This is a genomic window from Bacillus sp. JZ34, assembly GCF_053903205.1.
In genome coordinates, this window is record NZ_CP096403.1 from 2,127,915 (window position 1) to 2,148,895 (window position 20,981).

A 20,981-nucleotide genomic window follows, 5' to 3' on the forward strand; every position below is an offset into this window, starting at 1 on the left:
CAGTGTCTTTTTTCTGTTTTCTGCATCTTTTTTTCGATTTAGATGTTTTTTTAGATTGGCAAATGGGTAGTTCAATAGATATGTACATATCAGCTGATTTAGAAAAGGAGATGTAGGAGTATTGCTGTGGATTATCATGACATTTTTATTGATTAATGCAGGGATTTTTATTTTTTCTTATCTGAGGACAAAAGATATTAATTTGAAGACGTCAGACGGTTATTTTCTCGGCGGGCGAAGTCTCACTGCTCTCTATATTGGAAGTTCGCTGCTTTTAACCAATTTGTCAACAGAACAAATGGTAGGGTTAAACGGTCAAAGCTATTCGGGAACGATGAGTGCGATGGCTTGGGAGGTTACAGCACCGCTTGCGCTCATTATGCTGGCATTCGTTTTTTTACCGAGGTATCTCAGTTCTGGGGTTACGACGATACCTGACTTTCTTGAAAAACGCTATGATCAAAGAACGCGGCAAATCGTCTCGATTCTCCTGCTTCTGGGATATGCGACCTCGTTTCTGCCAACCGTATTGTACTCCGGGGCGCTCGTTCTCGATCAAGTGTTTAATATTTCCTCTGCGCTTGGAATCAGTACGTTTGCGACTGTTTTTTTCATCTCGCTTGTGATCGGGGCCGCAAGCTGCTGCTACATATTTTTTGGGGGACTAAAAGCTGCGGCATCGGCTGATGCCATTTATGGCGCCGGTTTAATTCTTGGCGGTCTGTTTATTTTTGTGCTTGGAATCATGGCAATCGGCGACGGCAGTCTCTTAAACGGCTATACTGAGCTGACGAGTGTACATAAGGAAAAGCTGAATGCCATTACAGCTGACAACACTGCAGAAGTCCCGTGGCCGACGATTTTTACGGGACTGCTTGTGAACAACTTATTTTATTGGGCTGTTAATCAGTCGATCGTTCAGCGGGCGCTTGGGGCGAAAAACTTGGCTGAAGGGCAGAAAGGCGCATTGCTGGCCGGTGTATTTAAGACGATCGGTGTGTTTTATCTCGTTCTTCCCGGGGTTATTGCTTACCATCTTTACGGAGGTCATATTGAAAATGCTGACACCGTTTACCCTAAGCTGATCGTTGATTTGCTGCCGACTGCGCTTATCGGTGTCTTTGCCGCGATTTTATTCGGAGCGATTCTCAGCTCGTTTAACGGTTCGCTGAACAGCACGATCACGTTGTTTACATTGGATTTGTACAAACCGATCTTCAAGCCTGAGGCAAAAGAAGAAGAGCTTGTGAAAACGGGAAGGATCTTTGTGGTGATCCTTGCCGCGGTGTCGATTATCATCGCGCCTTTTATTCTGTTTGCGCCGTCCGGACTTTACAATTATTTACAGGAAATGTTCGGATTTTTCAATGTCCCTGTATTGGCTGCCGTCGTTGTTGGATTCTTTACGAAAAAAGTGCCGGCGCTTGCCGTGAAATGGGCGATATTCGCACACATTGTTTTGTATACCATCTCAAAAATCTATTTTGGCCATATTCATTTTCTCTATATATTGGCCGTTTTGTTTCCGTTTTCCGTCCTTTTGATGCTTTTCATCGGAAAATTGAAGCCAAGGCCGTCAGAATTCAAGCTTGAGAAAAATGCTAAGGTTGACTTGCGGCCATGGAAGCATGCCAAACTTGCTTCTATTCTTGTGATTTGTCTGATGGCCTGCATTTATCTGTTATTTTCGCCTTGGGGTCTTGCCAAATAAAAAAAGGCAGAGGATGTGTTCATCCTCTGCCTTAATGTTTTGTGATACAAAGTGATACATGTTCTTTCTGTGCGTCGATCCGGCACCGTCCGCCAATCGGAAATGTAAAGAAAGGGGTCGTATGGCCGAAATCTATATTTGCGATAACGGGTATTTGAGAAAGCTCTTTTTTTGTTTGCACAATTTGTTTAAGGCGCTCAAGCGTTACGGCTGATGCTGTCTGAAAACGGCCAATGAGAACGGCTTTGACACCGGAAAAATCGGGCAGATGAAGCAAGGACTGCAGATCGCGGTCAAAAAACGCTGCCGGCGATTCCCAATCATCCTCAAGAAACAATACGGCGTTCTTGATGTCAGGGAAATATTCCGTACCTTGCAATAGGTTCAATGTGCACAAATTCCCTCCTATGATCTTTCCGTCTGCTGAGCCTTCGTTGATCACAACAGGGCCGCTGTTTTGTTTGGGACATTCTTCAGTTTCGATTTCTTCACACCACATCGATGATGGTTCAACATCGTAGACACCGCTTGCGCAACAGCACTTCAAAAAGTAATCTGTCATATAGTTTAGTCCATACCCCATTGAAAAGCTTGAAAAATGAGGTCCCGAATAGGTGACAAGCCCGGTTTTTGCATAGATCGCCGCTGAAAGAGCGGTAATATCTGAAAAGCCGCAGAACACTTTTGGGTTGGCTTTTATGAGTTCATAATTCAAATGTGATAACAGCTGATTGCTGTTATACCCGCCGAGCACAGTGAGTATTCCTTTGACGCGTTGATCGGAAAAGGCATCATGGAGATCGCTTACTCTCGATTGAATGCTGGAGGAAGAACATTCATCAATTTCATTAGCATGTGCGGAAAAAGAGATTCGAAATCCGAGGTTGTTTAAAACCGTTCTCGCTTTTTCGATCTTATCGGTGTTGAGAAGTGACAGGCTTCTCGATGGGGCAATCACCCTGATTTCGTCACCGGGCTGTAGTTTTTCTGGAAACATGAACGGGCACACCTTTCATTGTTTCTATCTATTTCACCATACTTTTAAAGATCCTGCCACTGAATTTCACCGGATTTTAAACCGGGGTCGATCGTTACTTCAAAATGATGCTTTTCATAAAAATGGATCAGCCGGTCCACATGGTCCCAATCCCTTTCAGCAATGTCCCCCGTGATGACCGGTATGTTGTGCTCGCGGGCTTTTTCTTTTAAATACTTCATGCAGATGGAACCATAACCGTAGCCTGCCGGCCCTTTAATATCCCCGATATGGATCGCGCATTTTTCTTCTTTGTAGGAAGCGACAAGAGAAAAATCACATCTTCCGCGGTACGGCGACTGGCAATCGCTTAACATGATCTTGCATGTCCGGCCATCATCAATCGAATGGACAATCATCCATTCATCGTCTTTCGATTGATCAATACCGAGCACTCGCGAATCTTTGGAGATATCCTTCATATTTTCACGCATCCGAAACAGTTGAAATTGTAATTCGTTCAATTCCTTCTGCAAGCCGGAGCTGTCTTTTTCCATTTCTTCATCCGTTATCATAAAAACTTACTCCTTTCCATTAAAACATACAGTTTTCGATTATAGTAAAAAGAACGGCAATTTGCAAATGGGTTGCTAGAATTAAATTTTAATGTAATTTTAAACAAAAATTTCACATTCTACGATTTTTTTGTGATAGAATTCATATGACTTCTGGTATATTTACCTAGGATACGAGACAATGGATCCTCCTAATCCCAGAAAAACCATGACAAAAGGAGCGTACGATTTTGAAGAAAAGAATTTTTTCTCTATTGATGCTGATGTCAGCTTTTGTTCTTGTATTAGCTGCATGTCAGCAGGCTGATCCAAAAGGATCTTACGCAACGGCTTATAAAAAGCTGATTTCTGCGAAATCATACGAATTTTCAAGTGATATCGGCTTGAAAGTTGACGCATCCAACCTTGGAGCGGAAGATAAGCAAGTTGCTGATATGCTGAACGATGCAACATTAACGATCAGCGGAAAAACGAATGCTGAAACGAAACAGTCTGAGGCTGTGATTAAAGCGAAGCTGAAAGTCCAAAACATGTCGCTTGATTTCGATATTCCGGTTTATATGGACGAAAAGAAACAAGTCGGCTACATCAAAATTGACAGCGTTCTTGACAGCTTCGGCTTCTTCCTTGGAACAGCCGGCATGAATTTTGACAGCGTCAAAGGCAAGTACCTTGAATTCCCGCTTGAAGATGACAAAACTTCATCTCAAGACACGGATGAACTTCAAAAACAATTGATGGAATCCATCAAAGAAGCTGCAGACAATCTGCCTGCAGATAAGTTTGAAAAAGCGGATCTGACAGATAAAGAAAAAGAGCAGGGTGCTGCTCAAAAAGTCGCTTTCAGCTTTAGTGACAAAGAAATTAAAGCTGCGGTCGTCAAGTTCATCGAAATCGCCGGAAAAGCGAGCGGAGAAGCTGTTCCGAAGAGCGAGCTGAACAAGATTAAAGACGGACTGAAAGACGTCACATTCAAAAAGTTCGATGTGACATCAACAATCGATGACAAAGAAAATCTTCTGACTGAAAATGCGGATATCTCTTTGTCTGTTGACAGCAAAAAAGCACCTCAATCTTTAGGCATCACGGCATCTACAACTTACAAAAATATCGATGGTGACGTAAAGTTTGAGCATAAACCGAATAAAGAAGATATCGTAACTGAAGAAGAATTCGAAAAATTAATGGCTAAAGATGCTATGAATTTCTAAGGCATCCGCCTTGGTTCCCTTCCTCGTTCTAGAGGAGGGGAATTTTTGTATATTCTGTGACTAAATTCTGACGAAAAGCCGAAAACGTTGACATTCCTCCTGAATTTGAATACGATTTTGATAGCTTGCACAAATAGGAGAGATTGCCCGATATGACACATACACAAAAAAATAAAAACTATACAGGCATTGTTGTTGCTCTGACGATTATCATAAACGGTGTCATTGCCCTCTTGTTTTTCATGCCGAAAAGCGACAAATTCGCTCATTTGGATTTGACTTTTCTGCCGCTTTTGAACGCAGTCTGCAACAGCTTCACATTCATTTTCTTAGTGGCTGCACTGATCATGATTAAACAGAAAAACATTAAGGCGCACAAGCGGTTTATTTTTGCCGCTTTTACGACAACGTTCATCTTTCTTGTTTCATACTTAACTTACCATTCATTAATGCCTGACACTCATTTTGGCGGGGAAGGGATTATAAGACCGATCTACTATTTTATTTTGATCACACACATTGTCTTGTCCGCTTTAATCGTTCCCTTGGCCTTGTTTACGTTGTTCAGAGGCCTGAGCATGCAGGTGGAACGCCACCGCAAAATCGCCCGCTGGACGATGCCGCTTTGGCTGTATGTCAGCCTGACAGGTGTTCTCGTCTATATGATGATTTCCCCATACTATTAAAAGCCGGAGAATCCGGCTTTTTTTTGTTCCCGCAACATTCTTCTCTTTTAAAAGCGATTTTCCTCTGGTACAAAAATATATGCTGAAATAGATGATCGTCTACACAAGATATGGAAATAGGAATATAAATAATTAGAGCTTTTTATAGAAATGAAAAAGGGAGATGGATATGAAAATTTTGCTTGCCACTTATTGGAGCATACCCCATGTAGGTGGTGTATGGACATATATGGTCCAATTAAAAGAAAAGCTGGAGTCATTAGGACATGAAGTAGATTTGCTCGGATACGGAGAAGAGAACAGCATCATTCATATTGTAAATGAAAACCGGAGTATCGCGAAAGATCAGCTGCTTCCATTAGTGAAAGCAATGATGAGCGAAGAGGATTTTCCGGAAATATACGCAAATCAATTGGTCAGCTATACTGAGCTTCAGCGGAATGCCTATGAGCTGGGCGCTGCCTATTTGGGGCTTGACAAATATGATATTATTCACGCGCAGGATGTCATATCAAGTGCGTGCATCAAGCGTATTATGCCGAAAGATAAGGTGCTTGTCACGTCAATTCACGGCAGTGTCACATATGAAATCAGAGATCAGCTCAACAATATTCACAGATCACCGACCTCCTATATTGCCAAGGAATATTTTGACCACCTTGAACATACGGGGGCGATGTCTGCAGAAACAGTGATTGTTGCAAACAATTGGTTGAAAGACATTTTGACAGAAGAATTTGCGGTACCAGACGGAAAGATTCACGTTTCCCAGTACGGCTATGATATTGACGGATTCCTTGCGCGGATGAACACAAAGACTGCCGATACGCCTGAGACAGACAAGAAAGTGATCCTTTTTACCAGCAGAATGATCGGGAATAAAGGCATCCATTACCTAATCGAAGCACTCTCCCAATTAAAGGACACCCGCAATGACTGGGTTTGCTGGATGGCAGGAGAAGGGGAGAAGCTGGCTGGACTCAAAATTCAAAGCGAGCAGCTAGGCCTTGTTGATGACGTAGTCTTTCTGAAAAACCGGGAGGATGTTCCTTATTTGCTGTCGCTTGCTGATATATACGTTCTTCCAAGCCTTTTGGATAATCAGCCGTTATCTTTAATTGAAGCCCAAATAGCCGGAGTTCCTGCAGTTGTCAGTGATGCCGGGGGATTGCCGGAAATGGTGGAGCATGAAGAGACCGGCCTTATCGTTCCAAAAGGGGATGCAGCTGCACTGTCAAGCAGTTTGGAACGATTGTTGAAAGACGATGATTTCAGAAACAAATTAGGAATTAACGCCAAGGAGTTTGCTAAGAAACATTGGGATATGGATCAAGCGGTTACGAGAATTCTTGATATCTATCAAAATACGAATGGGAAAGAGGAGTGAGATCATATGAAATCTTTAATTGTTAATCATTTGTTTGACAGCTTGAATAAAGAAATGGATGCCGACTGGTGGGCAAAATATTTGGATCTGCTCGTCGAGTTTGCCGAGGAGCGGGCTCTGCAGGAGCAGGATAGCTCTTCAGATTCAGCGGAAGAATCCATCGATGAAAGTCTGAAGCCTTTAATATCGGAGCTGAAATCTATTTTTGAGAGTATAAACAATAATATTTTAGAAAACAATAATAAGGTTTTAAAAGATATTTTAGGAGCTGCTGCTCAAGGAATGGATCGCCAAGTTTTAGAAGAAATTATCGAGTCGGTGCGTTCAGAAGCTCAATTATCCAACACCGAAACGGCAGAGTCTTTGGGAACGCTAAAAGAATCGCTGTCTGATAGTGGGACGGCCGCCGGCTCTACGAAAAGTGTCGAGCGGTCAGTTGTAGAAACGCTAAAAGAATCGCTGCCTGAAGACCACACGATCCCGAGAACTGAAACGGTAGAGGTCCTTAGAGCGGTTCAAGAGAAACATGAGGAAAACGAAAACAATTAATACTGAAATCTTGTCAGCCTTCGCAACTCGAAGGCTTTTTATTTTGGAAAAGAATCCTGCGTCGTGCCAAGCGTTTGTTTCTTGCTGGCTTTTCGGCGGACGCGGAGACCCCTATTACACATTGATCCAGCTGCTGCAAGGGAAAATATAAGCAAGACAAAGCAGAAAGAGTTTGCAAGACGGCTCACGCACAGCTAGGTTAATAGCAAAACGGGAAACAAAACGCCGCCATCTTTTTTCTCTGATTCAAATTAAAAAGGAGTAGGTGGTTGTCTTTTACCTTTCTTTGTAATGCGGCATACAATACTAAAAAACAGCGGATTCTTAACTATAACTATTAATGAACAAAACCGGGAACAATGGGGTGTTAGATAGGTGAATTTAAAGGAGATTAAAGGACAATATAATGCCGTGTTTAGTTTAGGGCATCTTTGTTTGACAGCTATACAGCTGAAAAACAATGACCTAAGACCGTTTTCAGGCCCTCTTGACTGGGTGACTATTCATTCCTTGACAGACCTCAACCTCCTTCTTCGAAATCGGTTTACCGGCTTTATGGAACCAAAAAACCTCAGGGTAATCGGATATAATACCGGTAAAAAAAAAGAAGAAGGATCTACTATCTATGTTTCAGATGATTTTTATAACATTGGCTCTGTTCATGATTTTGATGCAAATCAAAATACGCTCGACCATTTGGCTACCTATCCTGAGGTAATAGAAAAATACAATAGAAGAATCGATCGCTTTATAGAAAAAATGTCAACTAGTAAACGCATCCTATTTGTCAGGACAGAAGGAGAAGGCAGCTTTAAAGAAGCACAGGAACTTGAACTTGTATTATCAGATTTGGTTCAGCACGACTTTAGCGTTCTTCTGGTGAAGCACTCGAAGGTGAATGGGATTGTAGAGAAAAATTGGCCATTAGAAAAGACTTGCACTGTTGAACTGCCGGACAAAGAGATATGGGAGTCAAACAATGATCTATGGGCATCGTTGTTTAAAGGAATCACTCTCGTTTAAACCGGATTTTTTTGGAGTTTACCAGAGGAGGAAAAGAAATGTTTGAAAATAAAACGATATTCATTACTGGAGGAACAGGCTCATGGGGCCAGGAACTCATTCTTCAGCTGCTATCCTTAAATCCTAAAAAGCTCATTGTATTTTCCAGAAATGAAGAAAGACAAGTTCAAATGAGAAGGCAGATTGAAGATCCGAGGCTGACGTTTTTCATCGGGGATATTAGAGATCGGAAAGCGCTGAATACAGGATTAAAAGGTGTCGACTATGTCTTTCATTTAGCTGCGCTGAAGCATGTGCCGGTTTGTGAAGAACAGCCGCTTGAAGCATTAAAAACGAATGTCACAGGGACGGAAAACGTTATTGAAGCAGCGATCGAAAACGGGGTTAAAAAAGTCATCAACGTCTCGACTGACAAAGCGGCTGACCCTGCCAACTTTTACGGAATGACGAAAGCGATCGGCGAGAAGTTGATCGTATATGCGAACCATCTCTATTCAGACACGGATTTTATTTGTGTAAGGGGAGGAAATGTGCTCGGAAGCAGCGGAAGTGTTCTTCAGCTTTTTAAAGACCAGATCAGGGAAAAGAACCAGGTCTCCATCACAGACAAAAGAATGACCCGTTTCTTCCTCACGAAGGAAAAAACGATCCGGCTTTTATTAAAAGCGGCTGAAAGCGGTCAAGGCGGGGAAATTTTCATTATGAATTCGCCGGCCTGCAGAATTTTAGACATGGCTGAAGTGCTGATCGAAGCTTACGGAAACGAAAAAACGTCCATTGCAGAAACGGGGGCAAGGCCGGGGGAGAAGCTTCATGAACTGCTGATTTCACCTCATGAACGGCAGCATGCTGTTTCATTTACAAATGACCTCGCGGTGGTGCTTCCTGCAATCAAAATGCCTGAACTTCATAAAAAGTATGCGGATTGTCAGCCTTTAGAAACTGATCATTTGAGCTCAAAAGACTTTTTAATCTCAAAAAAGGAAGTAAGAGAAATGCTTAAAGAAGGCGGTTTTTTGGAGTAGAAGGATGGACCGAAGCGTTCACGGAGAATACGCGAACTGATGACAGGCATGGCATGCGGCTGCAGGCGATGCTTCTGTTCGCTCCTCGAAAACAGGACAAGCCGGACGAAAATTCACCCGGCTTGCCGTTTTGTCAATGTTCAAGTGTTAACCCTTCGATATGTTCTTCGACTTTTTTTGTGCGTTCCATTACTTTTTCCGTGTAAGAGTAATCCCCGTAGCAATAAGGGTAGCGGAAATTGTTTGTATCTCCGCCGCAATTATACAGATCGGGGTTCTTTTTGACTTGTTCCTCGGAAAATGCCTTTGCCAGCTTCTCTGAGTGCTTTCCGCCGTGTTTTGAGACGTAATCGATATAACCCGATCCCATATTATAGCTTTGGATGATCGTTTCAATATCGACGCCTTTTTTCTGTCCCTTTTTATACATTGCTGTAAAGTGGCGCACACCCTGCTTAATGCTTGCTTTTGGATCGTCAATCTCATTTCGCTTCATACCGAGAGATTCCGACGACTGCATCGGATCACCGCCTCTGCCTTTCGACTCCTGATACATCATGCCCAATAAAAGAGCGGTGTATTGTGAAAGATCCTGTTCATCGAGTTCTTCTTCAACAAGAGGTTTGTAATCTTTTAATCTCTCAAGAATGTTAGATTCAGTGTCAAGAGGAAGCCATTTTAATTGTTCCAGACCGGAGATGGCAAAGAAAATGATCAAGGGAACAAACACAAAAAAAGACAAACAGCCAGCTCCGGCTAAACATCCCGATTTCTTTTTCTTCAATGGTTTCACCTCTGTAGCGCCCTGATGCAAAACAGTATACAGCCTCATTTATTATGACATATATCTTCAAGAAGACCAAGCGATATCCTTCTATCTTGGATCGCGGTCAAAGCCGAATGTGACGTTCGGAAGAGTACGGATTCTGAACAAAAAGTATATAAAACCGGCAATCAGCCAGCCGGCTCCAATCATGAGCGCATTTTTGCTGATGCTAAGCAGCAGCCAGCCGCAGAAAGAGGCTCCCAAAAAGGGCAGAACCAAATAGCGAAGCGTTTTTAAAAAGCCTCTTTCCTGTTTTCGAATGTAGTAATGGCCGATGACAGACAGGTGGACAAAAATGAATCCGATCAGCGCGCCGAAACTGATGAAGGAATAGATGACCTCGAGTTCCTCGATCATGGCCGTCAATGAAATCAGCCCGATGAACATAATGTTAAACACCGGCGTCTTTAAAGTCGGATGCACATAGCCGAAAAAGCGTTTCGGAAGAGAGCTGTCCCGCCCCATCGCATACAAAAGCCTCGAAGCGCTCGCATGCGAAGAAAGCGAGGATGAAACGACAGCGACCATCGTGCCCGCCAAAAAGAAGGACTTTAAAAAAGCGCCTCCTGTATATAGGGCTATTTCCAGCGATGCCGAATCGGCATGCTGGAAGCTATCATAGGACGGATAGATTTGCTGCATCAAGTAAGAAATCGCCGTAAACAGCGTTCCGCCGATCGCTACTGTTAAAAAGATGGCTAACGGAATGTTCTTCTTCGGGTTGACCGTTTCTTCAGACATGGTGGAAATCGCATCAAAGCCAAGAAACGAAAAACACAAAATCGTCGCTCCTGATACAATCAGGGAAGGCTCGATATCAGAACGGAAAAACGGATCGGCTGAAACCAGCTCGCCCGTCCCGAGGCCGTCTGCGAGCCCGGCGATCATAAATCCGCCAAAAGTCAGGGCGACGATCACTTGAAAAGCGACGAACAGCCCTGTAATATTTGCGGTTAGTCTAATGCCTAAAATATTGACAACGGTAATCGATAAAGCGAGCAGAACGACCCAAAAACCATGCGGCACTTCAGGAAAAGCCGCCGTCAAATAAGCGCTGCCGATCGCAAAATTGACCATTGGCAAAAATAAATAGTCTAGCATGATTGTCCAGCCGGCTAAAAATCCTGCGTGCGGATGAATGCTTTCATATGCATATGTATAAACCGATCCCGCTTTTGGATAGGCTTTGACCATGCTGCCGTAGCTCAAAGCGGTCAAAAGGAGTGCGGCAACAGTGAATATGTATGCCGCCGGAACGTGCCCCTTTGTCAGTTGTGCGACCACTCCGTATGAATCAAATACGACGAGCGGGTCCATATAAGCAAGGCCGATCACAACGAGCGGGCCGAGTGTAAGGCTTCGTTTAAGCGCAGTTTCGTTTTTCAATGACTTCTAAATCCCCTTATGTAAAAAATACAGAAATTAAGACATATTTTATCTGTTTTTTTGCGCTTGAGCAACTGTATAAAACCTCTTTTTCCTGTATAAAAATAGCAACAGTTGCAAACCCTTTGAAAAAAGGCAAGGAGTATGAAGGTATGGATATATTGAGAGGCTATGTTGAAGCCGTCAAAAGAAATATGGAGACGATGAATGCATCTGATTATGATGGAAAAGAAGAGGATCTAAGAAGACAGCAGGAAGAGCTCGAACGCTATGAACAACGGTTAAAAGAGAAAAGCGCTTCGGCCGATCGCTTTGATCAGGTAGTCGATGCCGCTGTAGATTGTGCGGCCGGCGATATTTCATTTTCACAGCTTGAACATATGTATCAGCAAGAAGGCAGCTAGCGTCCGGATCAGCGGACGCTTTTTTCGCGTTTCAGGATGATGCGGACAGATCAGCCTGGATAGCGAAATATATAGAAGCGAAAAAATCATGTACATGTGAAGGAGATGGTAAAATATAGTTTGAAAGGGGAGGAGCAATTTTGACTAATTATATTTGCACGACGTGCGGTGTTCAATATGACGCTGCTCCGAAAGAGCCGGCGGAATGCATTATTTGCAATGAAGAAAGACAGTATGTCAATCATTCAGGGCAAGCTTGGACAACGCTGGAAGAAATGAAGCAAAGCGGAAGGTTTCAAAACGAAATCGCATTGGAAGAAGAGCGATTATACAGTTTGACGACAACCCCCGAATTCGGCATCGGTCAATCGGCATACCTGATACAGGAGCCCGGTTTTAACTTACTGTGGGATTGTATCACATACCTGGATCAGCGGACGATTGAGAATATCGAGCGGATGGGCGGAGTCCAGGCGATCGCTTTATCACATCCGCATTATTATGCTGCACAAACGGAATGGGCTGAAATGTTTGATGCTCCGATCTACATTCATGAAGATGACAAACAATGGGTGCAGCGGCCGAGCAGCCGGATTGTGTTTTGGTCCGGCGATTCCCTCAAGCTGTCAAGCGGGTTGACCTTGCACAGGCTTGGCGGCCATTTTAAAGGGGGAGCGGTCTGCCATTGGGCAAACGGAAACGGAGGCAAGGGAATCCTCCTTTCAGGAGACATTATCCAAGTCGTTCAAGATCGCAGATGGGTGAGTTTTATGTACAGCTATCCAAATTTGATTCCTCTTCCTGCCGGCAAAGTGGAGCAAATAGCTGATCAATTAAAAAATGTTCCATTCAACCGGCTGTACGGCGCTTTTCGCCGCTCTGTGGAAAACCATGCCGGAGAACGTGTACAGCTGTCAGCCGCAAGGTATGCAGAAGCGCTTCTGGGAACGCTGTTTTCGACTTGATCTGTTCCCTGGCTATAAAACTTTTCAACCGGTATGTTTTGGTATATGATATGAAGGTAAAAGTTGCGCGGAAAAGGTGAAAAGCATGAGTGAGCACAATCAGGAAACAACAGAAAAACAGGTGCGGGCCGAGTTAGATGAAGAAACTTTATTTCTCGTTTCACAGACGTTTAAAGCGCTCTCAGACCCTACGAGAATCAAAATTCTTCACCTGCTCTCACAAGGCGAACATTCGGTCAATGAAATAGCAGAGAAGCTGAGTCTGCTGCAGTCAACCGTTTCGCACCAGCTCAGGTTTTTAAAAAATCTTCGTCTCGTTAAATCAAGAAGGGCAGGGACTTCCATTTTTTATTCTCCGGAAGACCAGCATGTCCTCGATGTACTTCAGCAGATGATCGATCATACACAGCATGACTAAAGCTTATGAAAAGGCAAACTCCACATCCCGAGTTTGCCTTTTACGCTGAGCGTTTTTCTTCGTTTCTTCCTTTTTTTAAAACAAAAAAAGAGAAACCGACATAATAAACGGCCAGTACAAAAAAACCGATCATCGTGGCCGGGTCCTGCGCAAAAAGGGCGCCGTACGCTGCTGAACCCCCGTTTGAAACCGCAGTCTGGAGCTGGCCGATCTCGGCGATCCGGTAAAGAAACCGGTATAAAAATAACAAAAGTACGATCAATTCAATCCATAAATGCGTTCTGAAATAAAGGATGCCGTCCCGATTTTCAATTGACACATGCTTCAGCGCATAGGCGGTCAAGATGAGTCCGAGCGCGATCCCAATCAGATCATAGAAGTATGATAAAGGGTGAAGTGCGCTCATCGTCAGCAGAAAAACGAAAATTCCCGAAAAGAGGATGATCCGGAACAGCATGCGTGCCGGCTTTAGAGGCTGATAGCCGACTGAGCGTTTGAACTTGATATAGACGAAGGACACAATGGCGAAAAACTGTAAAAAATAATATATGATGTTTTTAAAACCTCCTTTTTTAAGGAGTATATGTCCAAACTGTATAAATCGTAACAGGAAAAGTGATTTTCTAAATAATTGGGTGATGAGATCCCCTTTTTTGTCATGATATTCCAAAATGGTGTGTGCTTTAGAAATGAAAATTGACAGCGTAAGATGAATGTGAGGGATCTGCGGTGAAAATTGACCGGCTATTGGCCATCGTGATTTTATTGATTAATAAACGCCAAGTGCAGGCAAAGGAGCTTGCCGGCATGTTCGAAGTCTCTGTCAGAACGATTTACCGGGATATCGAGGCGATCAACCAGGCGGGCATTCCGATTGTTACCTTACAGGGAGCGGGAGGCGGGATCAGCATCATGGAGCGGTTTCGGCTCGAAAATAAACTGCTTTCTGCAGACGAACTGGCTGCCATTACTACGGCTTTGGAAAGCGTTTCTTCGACGTATGAAGTCCTTCATCACGGTTCTGCCCTTGAAAAAATCCGGTTTCTCGTTTCCGAAGAAGAAATGCCGGAATTCCGCAAGAAAACGGAAAAATGGTTTGTTGACATCTCTTCCTGGGGAGAAAGTCCTGTCATCAAAGAAAAGATCCGTTTGTTGGATGAAGCGGCAGACAGCACGCGGGCGGTCTCCTTTACATACGTGAACAGAGAGGGGCAAACCGGAACAAGGAAAGCTGAGCCACATACCCTCGTCCTAAAGGGAAGGCACTGGTATTTATATGCGTTTTGCCTAAAGAGACAGGCGTTTCGCTTCTTTAAACTGTTGCGTATGAAAGACGTGAAGATGCTTGAAGAAAAGTTTGAAAGAAAGGAAGTTGATCTGTCTTCACTTCCTTGGGAAACATCATGGTACAAACCGGACAATATGACCGAGTTGACCCTTCTCATTAAACCGTCGGGAGAGTCTTTGGCGAGAGAATGGTTTGGCTCAGAAGCTCTCACTTATGAAAACGGACAATGCGTGGCAACCGTTTCTTATCCGGAAGATCAATGGCTGTACGGATTTCTCCTCCAATTTGGAACACATATTGAAGTTCTCACACCTCCCCGCATCCGTCAAAAAATAAAAAATTTGGCTAATCAAATTGTACATTTATACGAAACCTGACACGATGCTGTCAGGTTTCTTTTTGTATGATGAAGAAAAAGGAGGAATGAAACATGGAACATCATGTTTGCCAAAGCTGCGGCATGCCGATGACAAGCGAACTTTTCGGCACAGAAAAAGACGGGGGGAAGAATCGCGACTACTGTATTTTACTGCTATGAAAACGGAGCATATACACATCCGGATGCGACATTGAAAGAGATGATTGACATCTGTGTTCCTTATATAAAAGAAGAGGGAAAAACCGAGGCCGAAGCGAGATCGCTCTTGGAGCGGACGCTCCCTCATTTAAAACGGTGGGCGTCGGATACGCAAACGAAAGGCGGGCAGAGAAGATGAGCTTTTCTCATTTCGAAAAACAGAAGGCAAAGTTATTCAGCGGGATATCGACCGTGACAAGCAACCGGGATGAAGTATCTGAAAAAGGTAAAATTCCTTCCATGTGGAGTTTATATCGCGAAAAATTTCCGCATACTGAACGCCAGGACATTAGGAGAGACACGATCGCACTTTATTCAGATTATGAGACGGACGAACACGGGACATATACATTTTCAATCGGAACGTTCGTTGATCAGCAAGAAAAAACGGCCAATCTCATTTCGCTCCCTGCATCCGAATATGCCGTTTTTGTTTCAAAGCGGGGGAGGATCGCGGAGGTCGTGTTTGAAACTTGGCAAGAGATTTGGACATGGGATGAAAAAAATCTTCGTACTTATACCGGAGATTTTGAAGTTTATGATGAACAAGCAGAAAATCCCGAAAATGCCCAAGTTGTCATCTATGTTGCTGTCGATCGAAAAAAATAATGCTTGCAAAACTAATGCCATTAGTTTTAAAATGAAAACTAACGGTATTAGTTTTTTATTTTGATCGAAGAGGTGAAAGCGATGAGGATTACCCGATTTGAATCGGTCTACCAGCTGACTTTTTTTCCGCGCCTATTTCCTGTCAACTGTTATTTAGCAGATGAAGAAGACGGCCTTACATTAATTGATACAGGGATTCCGATCAGCAAAACAGGGATTTTAAAGGCTGCGGATCATCTCCGTAAGCCGATTAAACGGATTTTGCTGACCCATGCCCACAGCGACCATGTCGGTTCGCTTGACGCGCTGTACTACAGCCTTCCCGGTGTGAAAGTGTCCATATCTGAACGGGATGCACGTCTGTTAAAAGGTGATACAAAGATGCTGGAAGGGGAGCGCGGAACAATCAAAGGAGGCGTTCCGAAAAACATCAAGACAAATCCTGATATCCTTTTAAAGGAAGGAGACAGGATCGGTTCATTGCTGACTGTTTCATCACCCGGGCATACGCCTGGCAGCATTTCGTTTTTGGATGAAAGAAGCGGACTTCTCATAGTCGGTGACGCGTACCATACGCGAAGCGGCATGACGGTATCAGGACATTTAAAGCTTTCATTTCCTTTTCCGGCTTTGGCCACGTGGGACAAAGAAATCGCTTTAGAAAGCGCGCAAAAGCTGTTAGATTTAAAACCGAAGGCGCTTGCCGCCGGCCACGGCAATCTTGTCCATGATCCGGTTCAAGCGATGACAAAAGCGGTGAACGAAGCACATATCAAATTGAACAGGAAAGGATGAAGAAATCGTGTCTCCACGAATCGGTTTGAATAAAGAAGCAGTATTGGAAGCTGCGGCATTTCTGGCTGATGAGGAAGGCATTCATGAAGTGACGCTTGCTTCTCTTTCCAAAAGGCTGAATGTCAAATCTCCGTCTCTGTACAATCATATAAAAGGATTGAACGACTTACGGAAAGAACTCGCACTTTACGGCTTGACGATACTTTATGAAAACATGGCTTCTGCTGTCCAGGGAGCCGAAGAGGATCAGGCTGTCAGCAGAATGGCTCACGCCTATGTCACTTTTGCCAAAAACAGGCCGGGGCTTTATGAAGCAACTTTTATTGCAATGCCTGATGAAGATGAACGGCTTGACGAAGCAGGAGACAGAATCCTCGCCTTGGTGCTTTCCGTTCTGAAAGACTATCATTTAGACAATGACTCCGCGATCCATGCGGTCAGAGGCTTGAGAAGCATCATGCATGGATTTGCAACACTCAGGCAACACGATGCGTTCGGTCTTCCTTATGATGTGGAAGAAAGTTTTGATCTGACAATCCGTGCCTTCCTAAAAGGCATCGCTATCTATCAGACCGAATAAACAAGGGAATTTTTCCTTAATTGTTTACATTTTTTCGAAAATTTAGTATGATTGTCGTATGGCTCTTCCATTTTTTGAGTCATAGGTATGAGAAGGCTTAACCAGCCATTAATTGCCTTGGCCTAACAGCCGAGGATTTTTTTATGTCGGCAAAGAGAGACTGGATATGCAAAAATTGGTTCACACATGATGTGTTCCATGTTATGCTGTTATTGTGAATATATTCACAAAAGGGCGTGCGCAATGAAAAAAACTCCGATTTACGTAGAAATATCTATCCAGACAGATATGGAGCAGCTATGGCGCTATACTCAAGATCCTGCCCTCCATCGGCAATGGGACTTGCGATTTACGGACATTACCTATTTAAAGCGCAGACCGGGTGAACCGCAAAGGTTTTTATACGAAACGAGAATCGGCTTCGGTTTAAAAATTTCCGGTACAGGAGTGTCTGTCGGAAACGTATATCAAGACACGGGAGACAGAGTCTCGTCACTCAAGTTCGCTACAAACCACCCGCTTTCTGTCATTCGCGAAGGCCGAGGATATTGGAAATACAGCGAAAGCGAAACCGGGATCACGTTTATGACACAATACGATTATGACACCCGTTACGGGAGGCTGGGCCGGCTTGCAGATAAGGCATTCAGGCCGCTCATCGGCTGGGCGACGGCCTGGAGCTTTGCTGCGCTGAAGATCTGGCTTGAAAAAGGACACCATCCAAGGCTGCTTTTTCAAAAAACATTGATCTATTGGCTCGTTTGTCTGCTGTTTTCTTTCGTCTGGATTTACCAGGGGCTTGTGCCAAAGCTCATGATGGTTCATCCTGAGGAAATCAGCATGCTTTCGACTTTCACGGGCGGCCGTTTTCATCCCGAAATGCTCCTGAAACTGATCGGCATGGCCGAGGTGATGGTCGGCGTGTTATGGCTTTATCCAGGTCGGAAAAGGAAGTGGTTTCTTTTGCATATCGCCCTGCTTGTGCTGCTTTCGGTATCTGCAGGAATGGCGGATCTCGCATCTTTTGCCCAACCTTTTAACCCGGTCGTGCTTAATGCCGCGCTTATCATCTTGTCCGTTGTCGGCTATGTGAGCGCTTGCGGCATTCCACACGCGGGTAATACGATCAGAAAGAGGCGTTGATTTGGTTTCGATGTATGAACGGGTGATCGAGGATTTTCACCTTCTTCACCCAAAACTCAAGGAACGGTATCACCTCACCCAAGAAAGCGCGTTCAGAGGAAAAGGAGTGATGACGGAAATATCCGGCGGTTCGTACTGGATCAGGCTGTTGTTTAAAGCGGGAACGGTCTTCCGCTGTTTTTTTCCCGAAAGAGGGAGGAACATTCCGTTCACGATTGAAAATCACATTCGGCTGACGAAAAATGATACACCGGCAGCCGTTTGGAACAGGACTTTCTTTTTTCGTGATAAACAAAGGTATTTTGATGCTGTCATGATCTATGATGAAAGCCGGGGAGAAATTATCGACTATTTCGGACATCCGCCAATCTTAATTTCAAGCCTGCGGTTTAAGGCGGAAGCTGACGGATCACTGTCGATTACTTCTGTCAGACAATGGCTGCCTTTATTCAGTAAAAAGCTGCCCCTTGTAAAGTGTTTATACGGTATTTCCAGGGTGAATGAATCGTATGACGAAGAAAAAGGCTGTTTTACGATTGATGTTCATGTGAAAAATCCGCTGTTCGGAACGCTGTTTGCCTACAGAGGAACGTTTAACAGGGAGGAGGAGATAGCATGAAATTCCGCCGCTTTTTTGTAAGCGTTCTTTGCTATGCGGTTTTTTTCGCCGGCAAAGCGCCGGACATCCCGCCAGCAGAGGCGCTGCTTTTATTAGCGATGCTATTTTTTGTTCCGGCCGCACTCGATCTTACTCAGCATGAAAACGGAATGTTTCGGCTGATCAGCGCGTGCTTTCCTTATGCGGCTTGTGCGGCTTCGTTATCCCTGTTGTTCCATTCCCCGCTTTTTTCAGCGATTTGGCTATGCTATACGGGGATGATCGCCTTATACGGCGTCCTTCGTCTCTGGGAAAGAGGAGGAAAGGGCCTTGAAGAGGCATCGATTGACAGCGGTCTGCTTTACCTTCCTTTCGGAGGGGGTTGGCTTTTTGCTTATACGCTGAATCTCCAGGTCATGGATTTCAGCCCGCTGATCGTGCTGCTGACAGCGGTGCATTTTCATTATTCTGCATTTCTCATTCCGATTTTTAATGGAATGCTCGGAAGGAAGCTGAAAAAGAAAGGCCTTTTTTATACAGCGGTGACATGGCTCATCATGCTGTCTCCGCTTTTCATTGCGGTCGGCATATCGTTTTCGAAAACCATTGATGTCTTCGCCGTTGCGCTGTATTTGGCGGCCATATACGGCAGCGGCTTTCTCGTCTCGATCGCGGCCTTCAAAAACAGCGCGGCTCGCCGCTTTGTGATCTTTTCGTCTTTTACATTGATGATTACCATTGCTTTTTCACTTATTTACTCTTACGGTGTTTATCGCGGCCGGCCGACTTTTACAATTCAGGAAATGATTTGGATTCACGGGCTTGTCAACGCTTTTGGCGTCATTATTCCAGCGCTGACCGGCTGGCGTCTTGAATCTCCTGAGCCGGACTGTGAAAGGAGGCAAGGCGAAATGATGAGCAACATTTACGGGTCATGGAGAATCGGAGCCGATTTTTTACAACGGCACCGATTACAAAGCGATTCGTCTTACCAAGGTCTTGCCGATGATATGAGCGCATTTCAGAGAAACGGATTTCAGCTTGAGACGGTTTCTCCTCTCATTCTCGATTTCTATGAGCATACTGCCGATTATTCGTTAACAGCGGAGATCGCCTGGCGTCCATGGTTTAAGCCGCTTGCGCACATGTATCAGCTGATTTCAAAAATGACAGGGCAAATTCATTTGGGGACAAAGACCGGGCGGCAAACGATGGAGGGCGAGATTATCGGTGTTGATTCAGCCAAAGACGGCAGGAAGAATGTGCGCGCCTGGGTCAGAACGAACGAGGAAGGCGAGACTGTGTTCGTGGCGCTTTATTCTGCTCATACCCATGATGACATCACATATATGAATATTGCACTGCCATTGCCGTTTTCCAATATGACAGGCATTTTAAAGCCGAAAGCAGAGGACGGCTGCCTGATTTTGACGAGCAGTGACAAACGATCTGACCGGGGTGATGAAGGCATTTTCCTTTCGACCGGAACAGGTACGTTTAAACTGCCGCTTGCCGAACGCTTTATCATCAAAGAGCAGGGACGAAAGAGGCTCTGCGCTCATCACTGCATGTGGCTGTTCGGCATACGGTTTCTCGACATTCAATATCATATTGAAAAAAAGGATTCTGCCGTCAATAGGGCGAAAATAGCAAAAGAAAGCTAGGCAAAAATCGAATCGAACTGGAGGGTATTTATGCTAAAAAACATTTTGCTTGAACAGTTTAAAGCATGCTTTAACGAAACGACTTGGTTTGTTTGTTTTCAAACGGCTTCCGCTGATCTTACGGAAAGCCAGGCAAGGCAAAAAGGGGAAGGTTCGGAAAATTCGATTTTAGAAATTGCCAACCATTTGATTTTTTACAACGAGCGCTATTTAAAGTGGTTTAAAGGAATTCCCGTTCCGGCTTTTGATTATACGATCGATGATACGTTTGTAAACAAAAGCGGACTGGGCTGGGAAGAAAGCCGGCAGGAACTGAATACGATCTATAACGAATGGATCGATGCGCTTTCGGCATGCGAAGAGAAGATGCTGAAGGAGCCGGCCCAGCATGATGCGCATTCCACCTGGGCGGAGATTTTGTCCCTTCTCATTCTTCATAACGCTTACCATCTGGGACAAATCGTCACGATCCGAAAACAGCAGAAATCGTGGGACCCTTCAAAAGGCGTCAACTAACGGTGTTGTCAGGCAAGATGGCGGCTTAAGGCGGTCACCCACCCTAAGCCGCAGTTCATTTTGCCTGGG

At 44.4% G+C, this 20,981-nt stretch carries 25 protein-coding genes; 20 read left to right on the forward strand and 5 right to left on the reverse strand.

Translation table 11 applies throughout. From position 1 onward, the window contains the following. The first annotated feature begins 121 nt into the window (after positions 1-121). The gene (locus M1D90_RS10885) at positions 122-1,711 is read left to right on the forward strand and encodes a solute:sodium symporter family transporter (RefSeq protein ID WP_059230590.1); all 1,590 of its coding nucleotides are present in this window, start codon (positions 122-124) and stop codon (positions 1,709-1,711) included. Between the two features lie 31 nt (positions 1,712-1,742). Here M1D90_RS10885 and M1D90_RS10890 read toward each other — a convergent pair whose 3' ends face one another. After that, positions 1,743-2,708: a S66 family peptidase gene (locus M1D90_RS10890; RefSeq protein WP_020451768.1), complete on the reverse strand. Its 966-nt coding sequence runs from the start codon at positions 2,706-2,708 to the stop codon at positions 1,743-1,745. 44 nt (positions 2,709-2,752) lie between these two features. Then, positions 2,753-3,262 (reverse strand): GNAT family protein, encoded by a 510-nt coding sequence (locus M1D90_RS10895; RefSeq protein WP_059230589.1) that lies wholly within the window; start codon positions 3,260-3,262, stop codon positions 2,753-2,755. A 230-nt stretch (positions 3,263-3,492) separates the two neighbouring features. Here M1D90_RS10895 and M1D90_RS10900 point away from each other — a divergent pair, with 230 nt between their 5' ends. The 6 genes from M1D90_RS10900 to M1D90_RS10925 all read left to right on the forward strand — a co-directional run bounded on the left by M1D90_RS10900 (position 3,493) and on the right by M1D90_RS10925 (position 9,143). Beyond that, a complete protein-coding gene (locus M1D90_RS10900; protein ID WP_020451766.1) occupies positions 3,493-4,473 on the forward strand; it encodes a hypothetical protein in 981 nt (326 codons plus the stop codon). A 152-nt stretch (positions 4,474-4,625) separates the two neighbouring features. Further along, positions 4,626-5,159, forward strand: a complete 534-nt coding sequence (locus M1D90_RS10905) for a DUF420 domain-containing protein (protein WP_020451765.1) — start codon at positions 4,626-4,628, stop codon at positions 5,157-5,159. Positions 5,160-5,328: 169 nt separating this feature from the next. Continuing rightward, on the forward strand, positions 5,329-6,546 hold the full coding sequence (locus tag M1D90_RS10910) for a glycosyltransferase family 4 protein (protein ID WP_020451764.1): 1,218 nt from the start codon (positions 5,329-5,331) through the stop codon (positions 6,544-6,546). A gap of 6 nt (positions 6,547-6,552) precedes the next feature. Beyond that, on the forward strand, positions 6,553-7,095 hold the full coding sequence (locus M1D90_RS10915) for a hypothetical protein (protein WP_020451763.1): 543 nt from the start codon (positions 6,553-6,555) through the stop codon (positions 7,093-7,095). A 375-nt stretch (positions 7,096-7,470) separates the two neighbouring features. Beyond that, complete coding sequence (locus M1D90_RS10920) at positions 7,471-8,118, forward strand: DUF1796 family putative cysteine peptidase (protein ID WP_025811320.1); 648 nt, start codon at positions 7,471-7,473, stop codon at positions 8,116-8,118. Positions 8,119-8,156: 38 nt separating this feature from the next. Beyond that, positions 8,157-9,143 carry a polysaccharide biosynthesis protein gene (locus M1D90_RS10925; RefSeq protein ID WP_025811321.1) on the forward strand — a complete coding sequence of 329 codons (987 nt, stop codon included), beginning with the start codon at positions 8,157-8,159 and terminating at the stop codon, positions 9,141-9,143. A gap of 133 nt (positions 9,144-9,276) precedes the next feature. Here the strand turns inward: M1D90_RS10925 and M1D90_RS10930 are convergent, their stop codons facing one another. Both M1D90_RS10930 and M1D90_RS10935 read right to left on the reverse strand, forming a co-directional pair. Further along, positions 9,277-9,927 (reverse strand): lysozyme family protein, encoded by a 651-nt coding sequence (locus tag M1D90_RS10930; protein WP_023855702.1) that lies wholly within the window; start codon positions 9,925-9,927, stop codon positions 9,277-9,279. 90 nt (positions 9,928-10,017) lie between these two features. Then, the gene (locus M1D90_RS10935; protein WP_456283450.1) at positions 10,018-11,355 is read right to left on the reverse strand and encodes an APC family permease; all 1,338 of its coding nucleotides are present in this window, start codon (positions 11,353-11,355) and stop codon (positions 10,018-10,020) included. Positions 11,356-11,507: 152 nt separating this feature from the next. Between M1D90_RS10935 and M1D90_RS10940 the strand changes: the two genes are divergently transcribed. The 3 genes from M1D90_RS10940 to czrA all read left to right on the forward strand — a co-directional run bounded on the left by M1D90_RS10940 (position 11,508) and on the right by czrA (position 13,142). Further along, positions 11,508-11,759 (forward strand): YnfE family protein, encoded by a 252-nt coding sequence (locus M1D90_RS10940; RefSeq protein WP_023855704.1) that lies wholly within the window; start codon positions 11,508-11,510, stop codon positions 11,757-11,759. Between the two features lie 140 nt (positions 11,760-11,899). Beyond that, a complete protein-coding gene (locus M1D90_RS10945) occupies positions 11,900-12,724 on the forward strand; it encodes a hypothetical protein (protein WP_149169602.1) in 825 nt (274 codons plus the stop codon). Positions 12,725-12,809: 85 nt separating this feature from the next. Continuing rightward, entirely contained in the window at positions 12,810-13,142 is a 333-nt protein-coding gene (gene czrA, locus M1D90_RS10950; protein ID WP_003182557.1) for a Zn(II)-responsive metalloregulatory transcriptional repressor CzrA, read from the forward strand. A gap of 40 nt (positions 13,143-13,182) precedes the next feature. Here the strand turns inward: czrA and M1D90_RS10955 are convergent, their stop codons facing one another. Next, a complete protein-coding gene (locus M1D90_RS10955; protein WP_020451757.1) occupies positions 13,183-13,599 on the reverse strand; it encodes a hypothetical protein in 417 nt (138 codons plus the stop codon). A 272-nt stretch (positions 13,600-13,871) separates the two neighbouring features. On the opposite strand from M1D90_RS10955, the gene M1D90_RS10960 reads away from it, so the two are divergent. The 10 genes from M1D90_RS10960 (at position 13,872) to M1D90_RS11005 (ending at position 20,912) form a co-directional block, all read left to right on the forward strand. Beyond that, positions 13,872-14,807: a helix-turn-helix transcriptional regulator gene (locus M1D90_RS10960; RefSeq protein ID WP_095323695.1), complete on the forward strand. Its 936-nt coding sequence runs from the start codon at positions 13,872-13,874 to the stop codon at positions 14,805-14,807. Between the two features lie 53 nt (positions 14,808-14,860). After that, on the forward strand, positions 14,861-14,968 hold the full coding sequence (locus tag M1D90_RS10965; protein WP_456283452.1) for a zinc ribbon domain-containing protein: 108 nt from the start codon (positions 14,861-14,863) through the stop codon (positions 14,966-14,968). A 40-nt stretch (positions 14,969-15,008) separates the two neighbouring features. Further along, on the forward strand, positions 15,009-15,146 hold the full coding sequence (locus M1D90_RS10970) for a zinc ribbon domain-containing protein (protein WP_456283494.1): 138 nt from the start codon (positions 15,009-15,011) through the stop codon (positions 15,144-15,146). Beyond that, positions 15,143-15,616, forward strand: a complete 474-nt coding sequence (locus tag M1D90_RS10975) for a GyrI-like domain-containing protein (protein ID WP_023855709.1) — start codon at positions 15,143-15,145, stop codon at positions 15,614-15,616. The genes M1D90_RS10970 and M1D90_RS10975 overlap by 4 nt, the downstream gene beginning before the upstream one ends. Positions 15,617-15,697: 81 nt before the next feature. Further along, complete coding sequence (locus tag M1D90_RS10980) at positions 15,698-16,411, forward strand: MBL fold metallo-hydrolase (protein WP_035338584.1); 714 nt, start codon at positions 15,698-15,700, stop codon at positions 16,409-16,411. Positions 16,412-16,418: 7 nt separating this feature from the next. After that, positions 16,419-16,991, forward strand: coding sequence for a TetR/AcrR family transcriptional regulator (locus M1D90_RS10985; RefSeq protein ID WP_023855711.1), 573 nt, complete (start codon positions 16,419-16,421; stop codon positions 16,989-16,991). Between the two features lie 243 nt (positions 16,992-17,234). Then, on the forward strand, positions 17,235-18,134 hold the full coding sequence (locus tag M1D90_RS10990; protein WP_149169601.1) for a DoxX-like family protein: 900 nt from the start codon (positions 17,235-17,237) through the stop codon (positions 18,132-18,134). A gap of 1 nt (position 18,135) precedes the next feature. After that, positions 18,136-18,753 carry a DUF4166 domain-containing protein gene (locus M1D90_RS10995; protein WP_149169600.1) on the forward strand — a complete coding sequence of 206 codons (618 nt, stop codon included), beginning with the start codon at positions 18,136-18,138 and terminating at the stop codon, positions 18,751-18,753. Further along, positions 18,750-20,396, forward strand: coding sequence for a YndJ family protein (locus tag M1D90_RS11000; RefSeq protein WP_035338589.1), 1,647 nt, complete (start codon positions 18,750-18,752; stop codon positions 20,394-20,396). Before M1D90_RS10995 ends, M1D90_RS11000 begins: the two co-directional genes overlap by 4 nt. 30 nt (positions 20,397-20,426) lie before the next feature. Further along, complete coding sequence (locus M1D90_RS11005; RefSeq protein WP_023855715.1) at positions 20,427-20,912, forward strand: DinB family protein; 486 nt, start codon at positions 20,427-20,429, stop codon at positions 20,910-20,912. Positions 20,913-20,981: the final 69 nt, after the last annotated feature.

Excerpts from the sequence above, each read along its gene's own strand:
- M1D90_RS10910 (WP_020451764.1), top strand. The coding sequence starts at position 5,329 with ATGAAAATTTTGCTTGCCACTTATTGGAGCATACCCCATGTAGGTGGT.
- M1D90_RS10915 (WP_020451763.1), top strand. The coding sequence starts at position 6,553 with ATGAAATCTTTAATTGTTAATCATTTGTTTGACAGCTTGAATAAAGAA.
- M1D90_RS11000 (WP_035338589.1), top strand. The coding sequence starts at position 18,750 with ATGAAATTCCGCCGCTTTTTTGTAAGCGTTCTTTGCTATGCGGTTTTT.
- M1D90_RS10965 (WP_456283452.1), top strand. The coding sequence starts at position 14,861 with ATGGAACATCATGTTTGCCAAAGCTGCGGCATGCCGATGACAAGCGAA.
- czrA (WP_003182557.1), top strand. The coding sequence starts at position 12,810 with ATGAGTGAGCACAATCAGGAAACAACAGAAAAACAGGTGCGGGCCGAG.
- M1D90_RS10955 (WP_020451757.1), bottom strand. The coding sequence starts at position 13,599 with ATGCTGTTCCGGATCATCCTCTTTTCGGGAATTTTCGTTTTTCTGCTG.
- M1D90_RS10890 (WP_020451768.1), bottom strand. The coding sequence starts at position 2,708 with ATGTTTCCAGAAAAACTACAGCCCGGTGACGAAATCAGGGTGATTGCC.
- M1D90_RS11005 (WP_023855715.1), top strand. The coding sequence starts at position 20,427 with ATGCTAAAAAACATTTTGCTTGAACAGTTTAAAGCATGCTTTAACGAA.
- M1D90_RS10940 (WP_023855704.1), top strand. The coding sequence starts at position 11,508 with ATGGATATATTGAGAGGCTATGTTGAAGCCGTCAAAAGAAATATGGAG.
- M1D90_RS10925 (WP_025811321.1), top strand. The coding sequence starts at position 8,157 with ATGTTTGAAAATAAAACGATATTCATTACTGGAGGAACAGGCTCATGG.
- M1D90_RS10895 (WP_059230589.1), bottom strand. The coding sequence starts at position 3,262 with ATGATAACGGATGAAGAAATGGAAAAAGACAGCTCCGGCTTGCAGAAG.
- M1D90_RS10970 (WP_456283494.1), top strand. The coding sequence starts at position 15,009 with ATGATTGACATCTGTGTTCCTTATATAAAAGAAGAGGGAAAAACCGAG.
- M1D90_RS10975 (WP_023855709.1), top strand. The coding sequence starts at position 15,143 with ATGAGCTTTTCTCATTTCGAAAAACAGAAGGCAAAGTTATTCAGCGGG.
- M1D90_RS10905 (WP_020451765.1), top strand. The coding sequence starts at position 4,626 with ATGACACATACACAAAAAAATAAAAACTATACAGGCATTGTTGTTGCT.
- M1D90_RS10980 (WP_035338584.1), top strand. The coding sequence starts at position 15,698 with ATGAGGATTACCCGATTTGAATCGGTCTACCAGCTGACTTTTTTTCCG.
- M1D90_RS10990 (WP_149169601.1), top strand. The coding sequence starts at position 17,235 with ATGAAAAAAACTCCGATTTACGTAGAAATATCTATCCAGACAGATATG.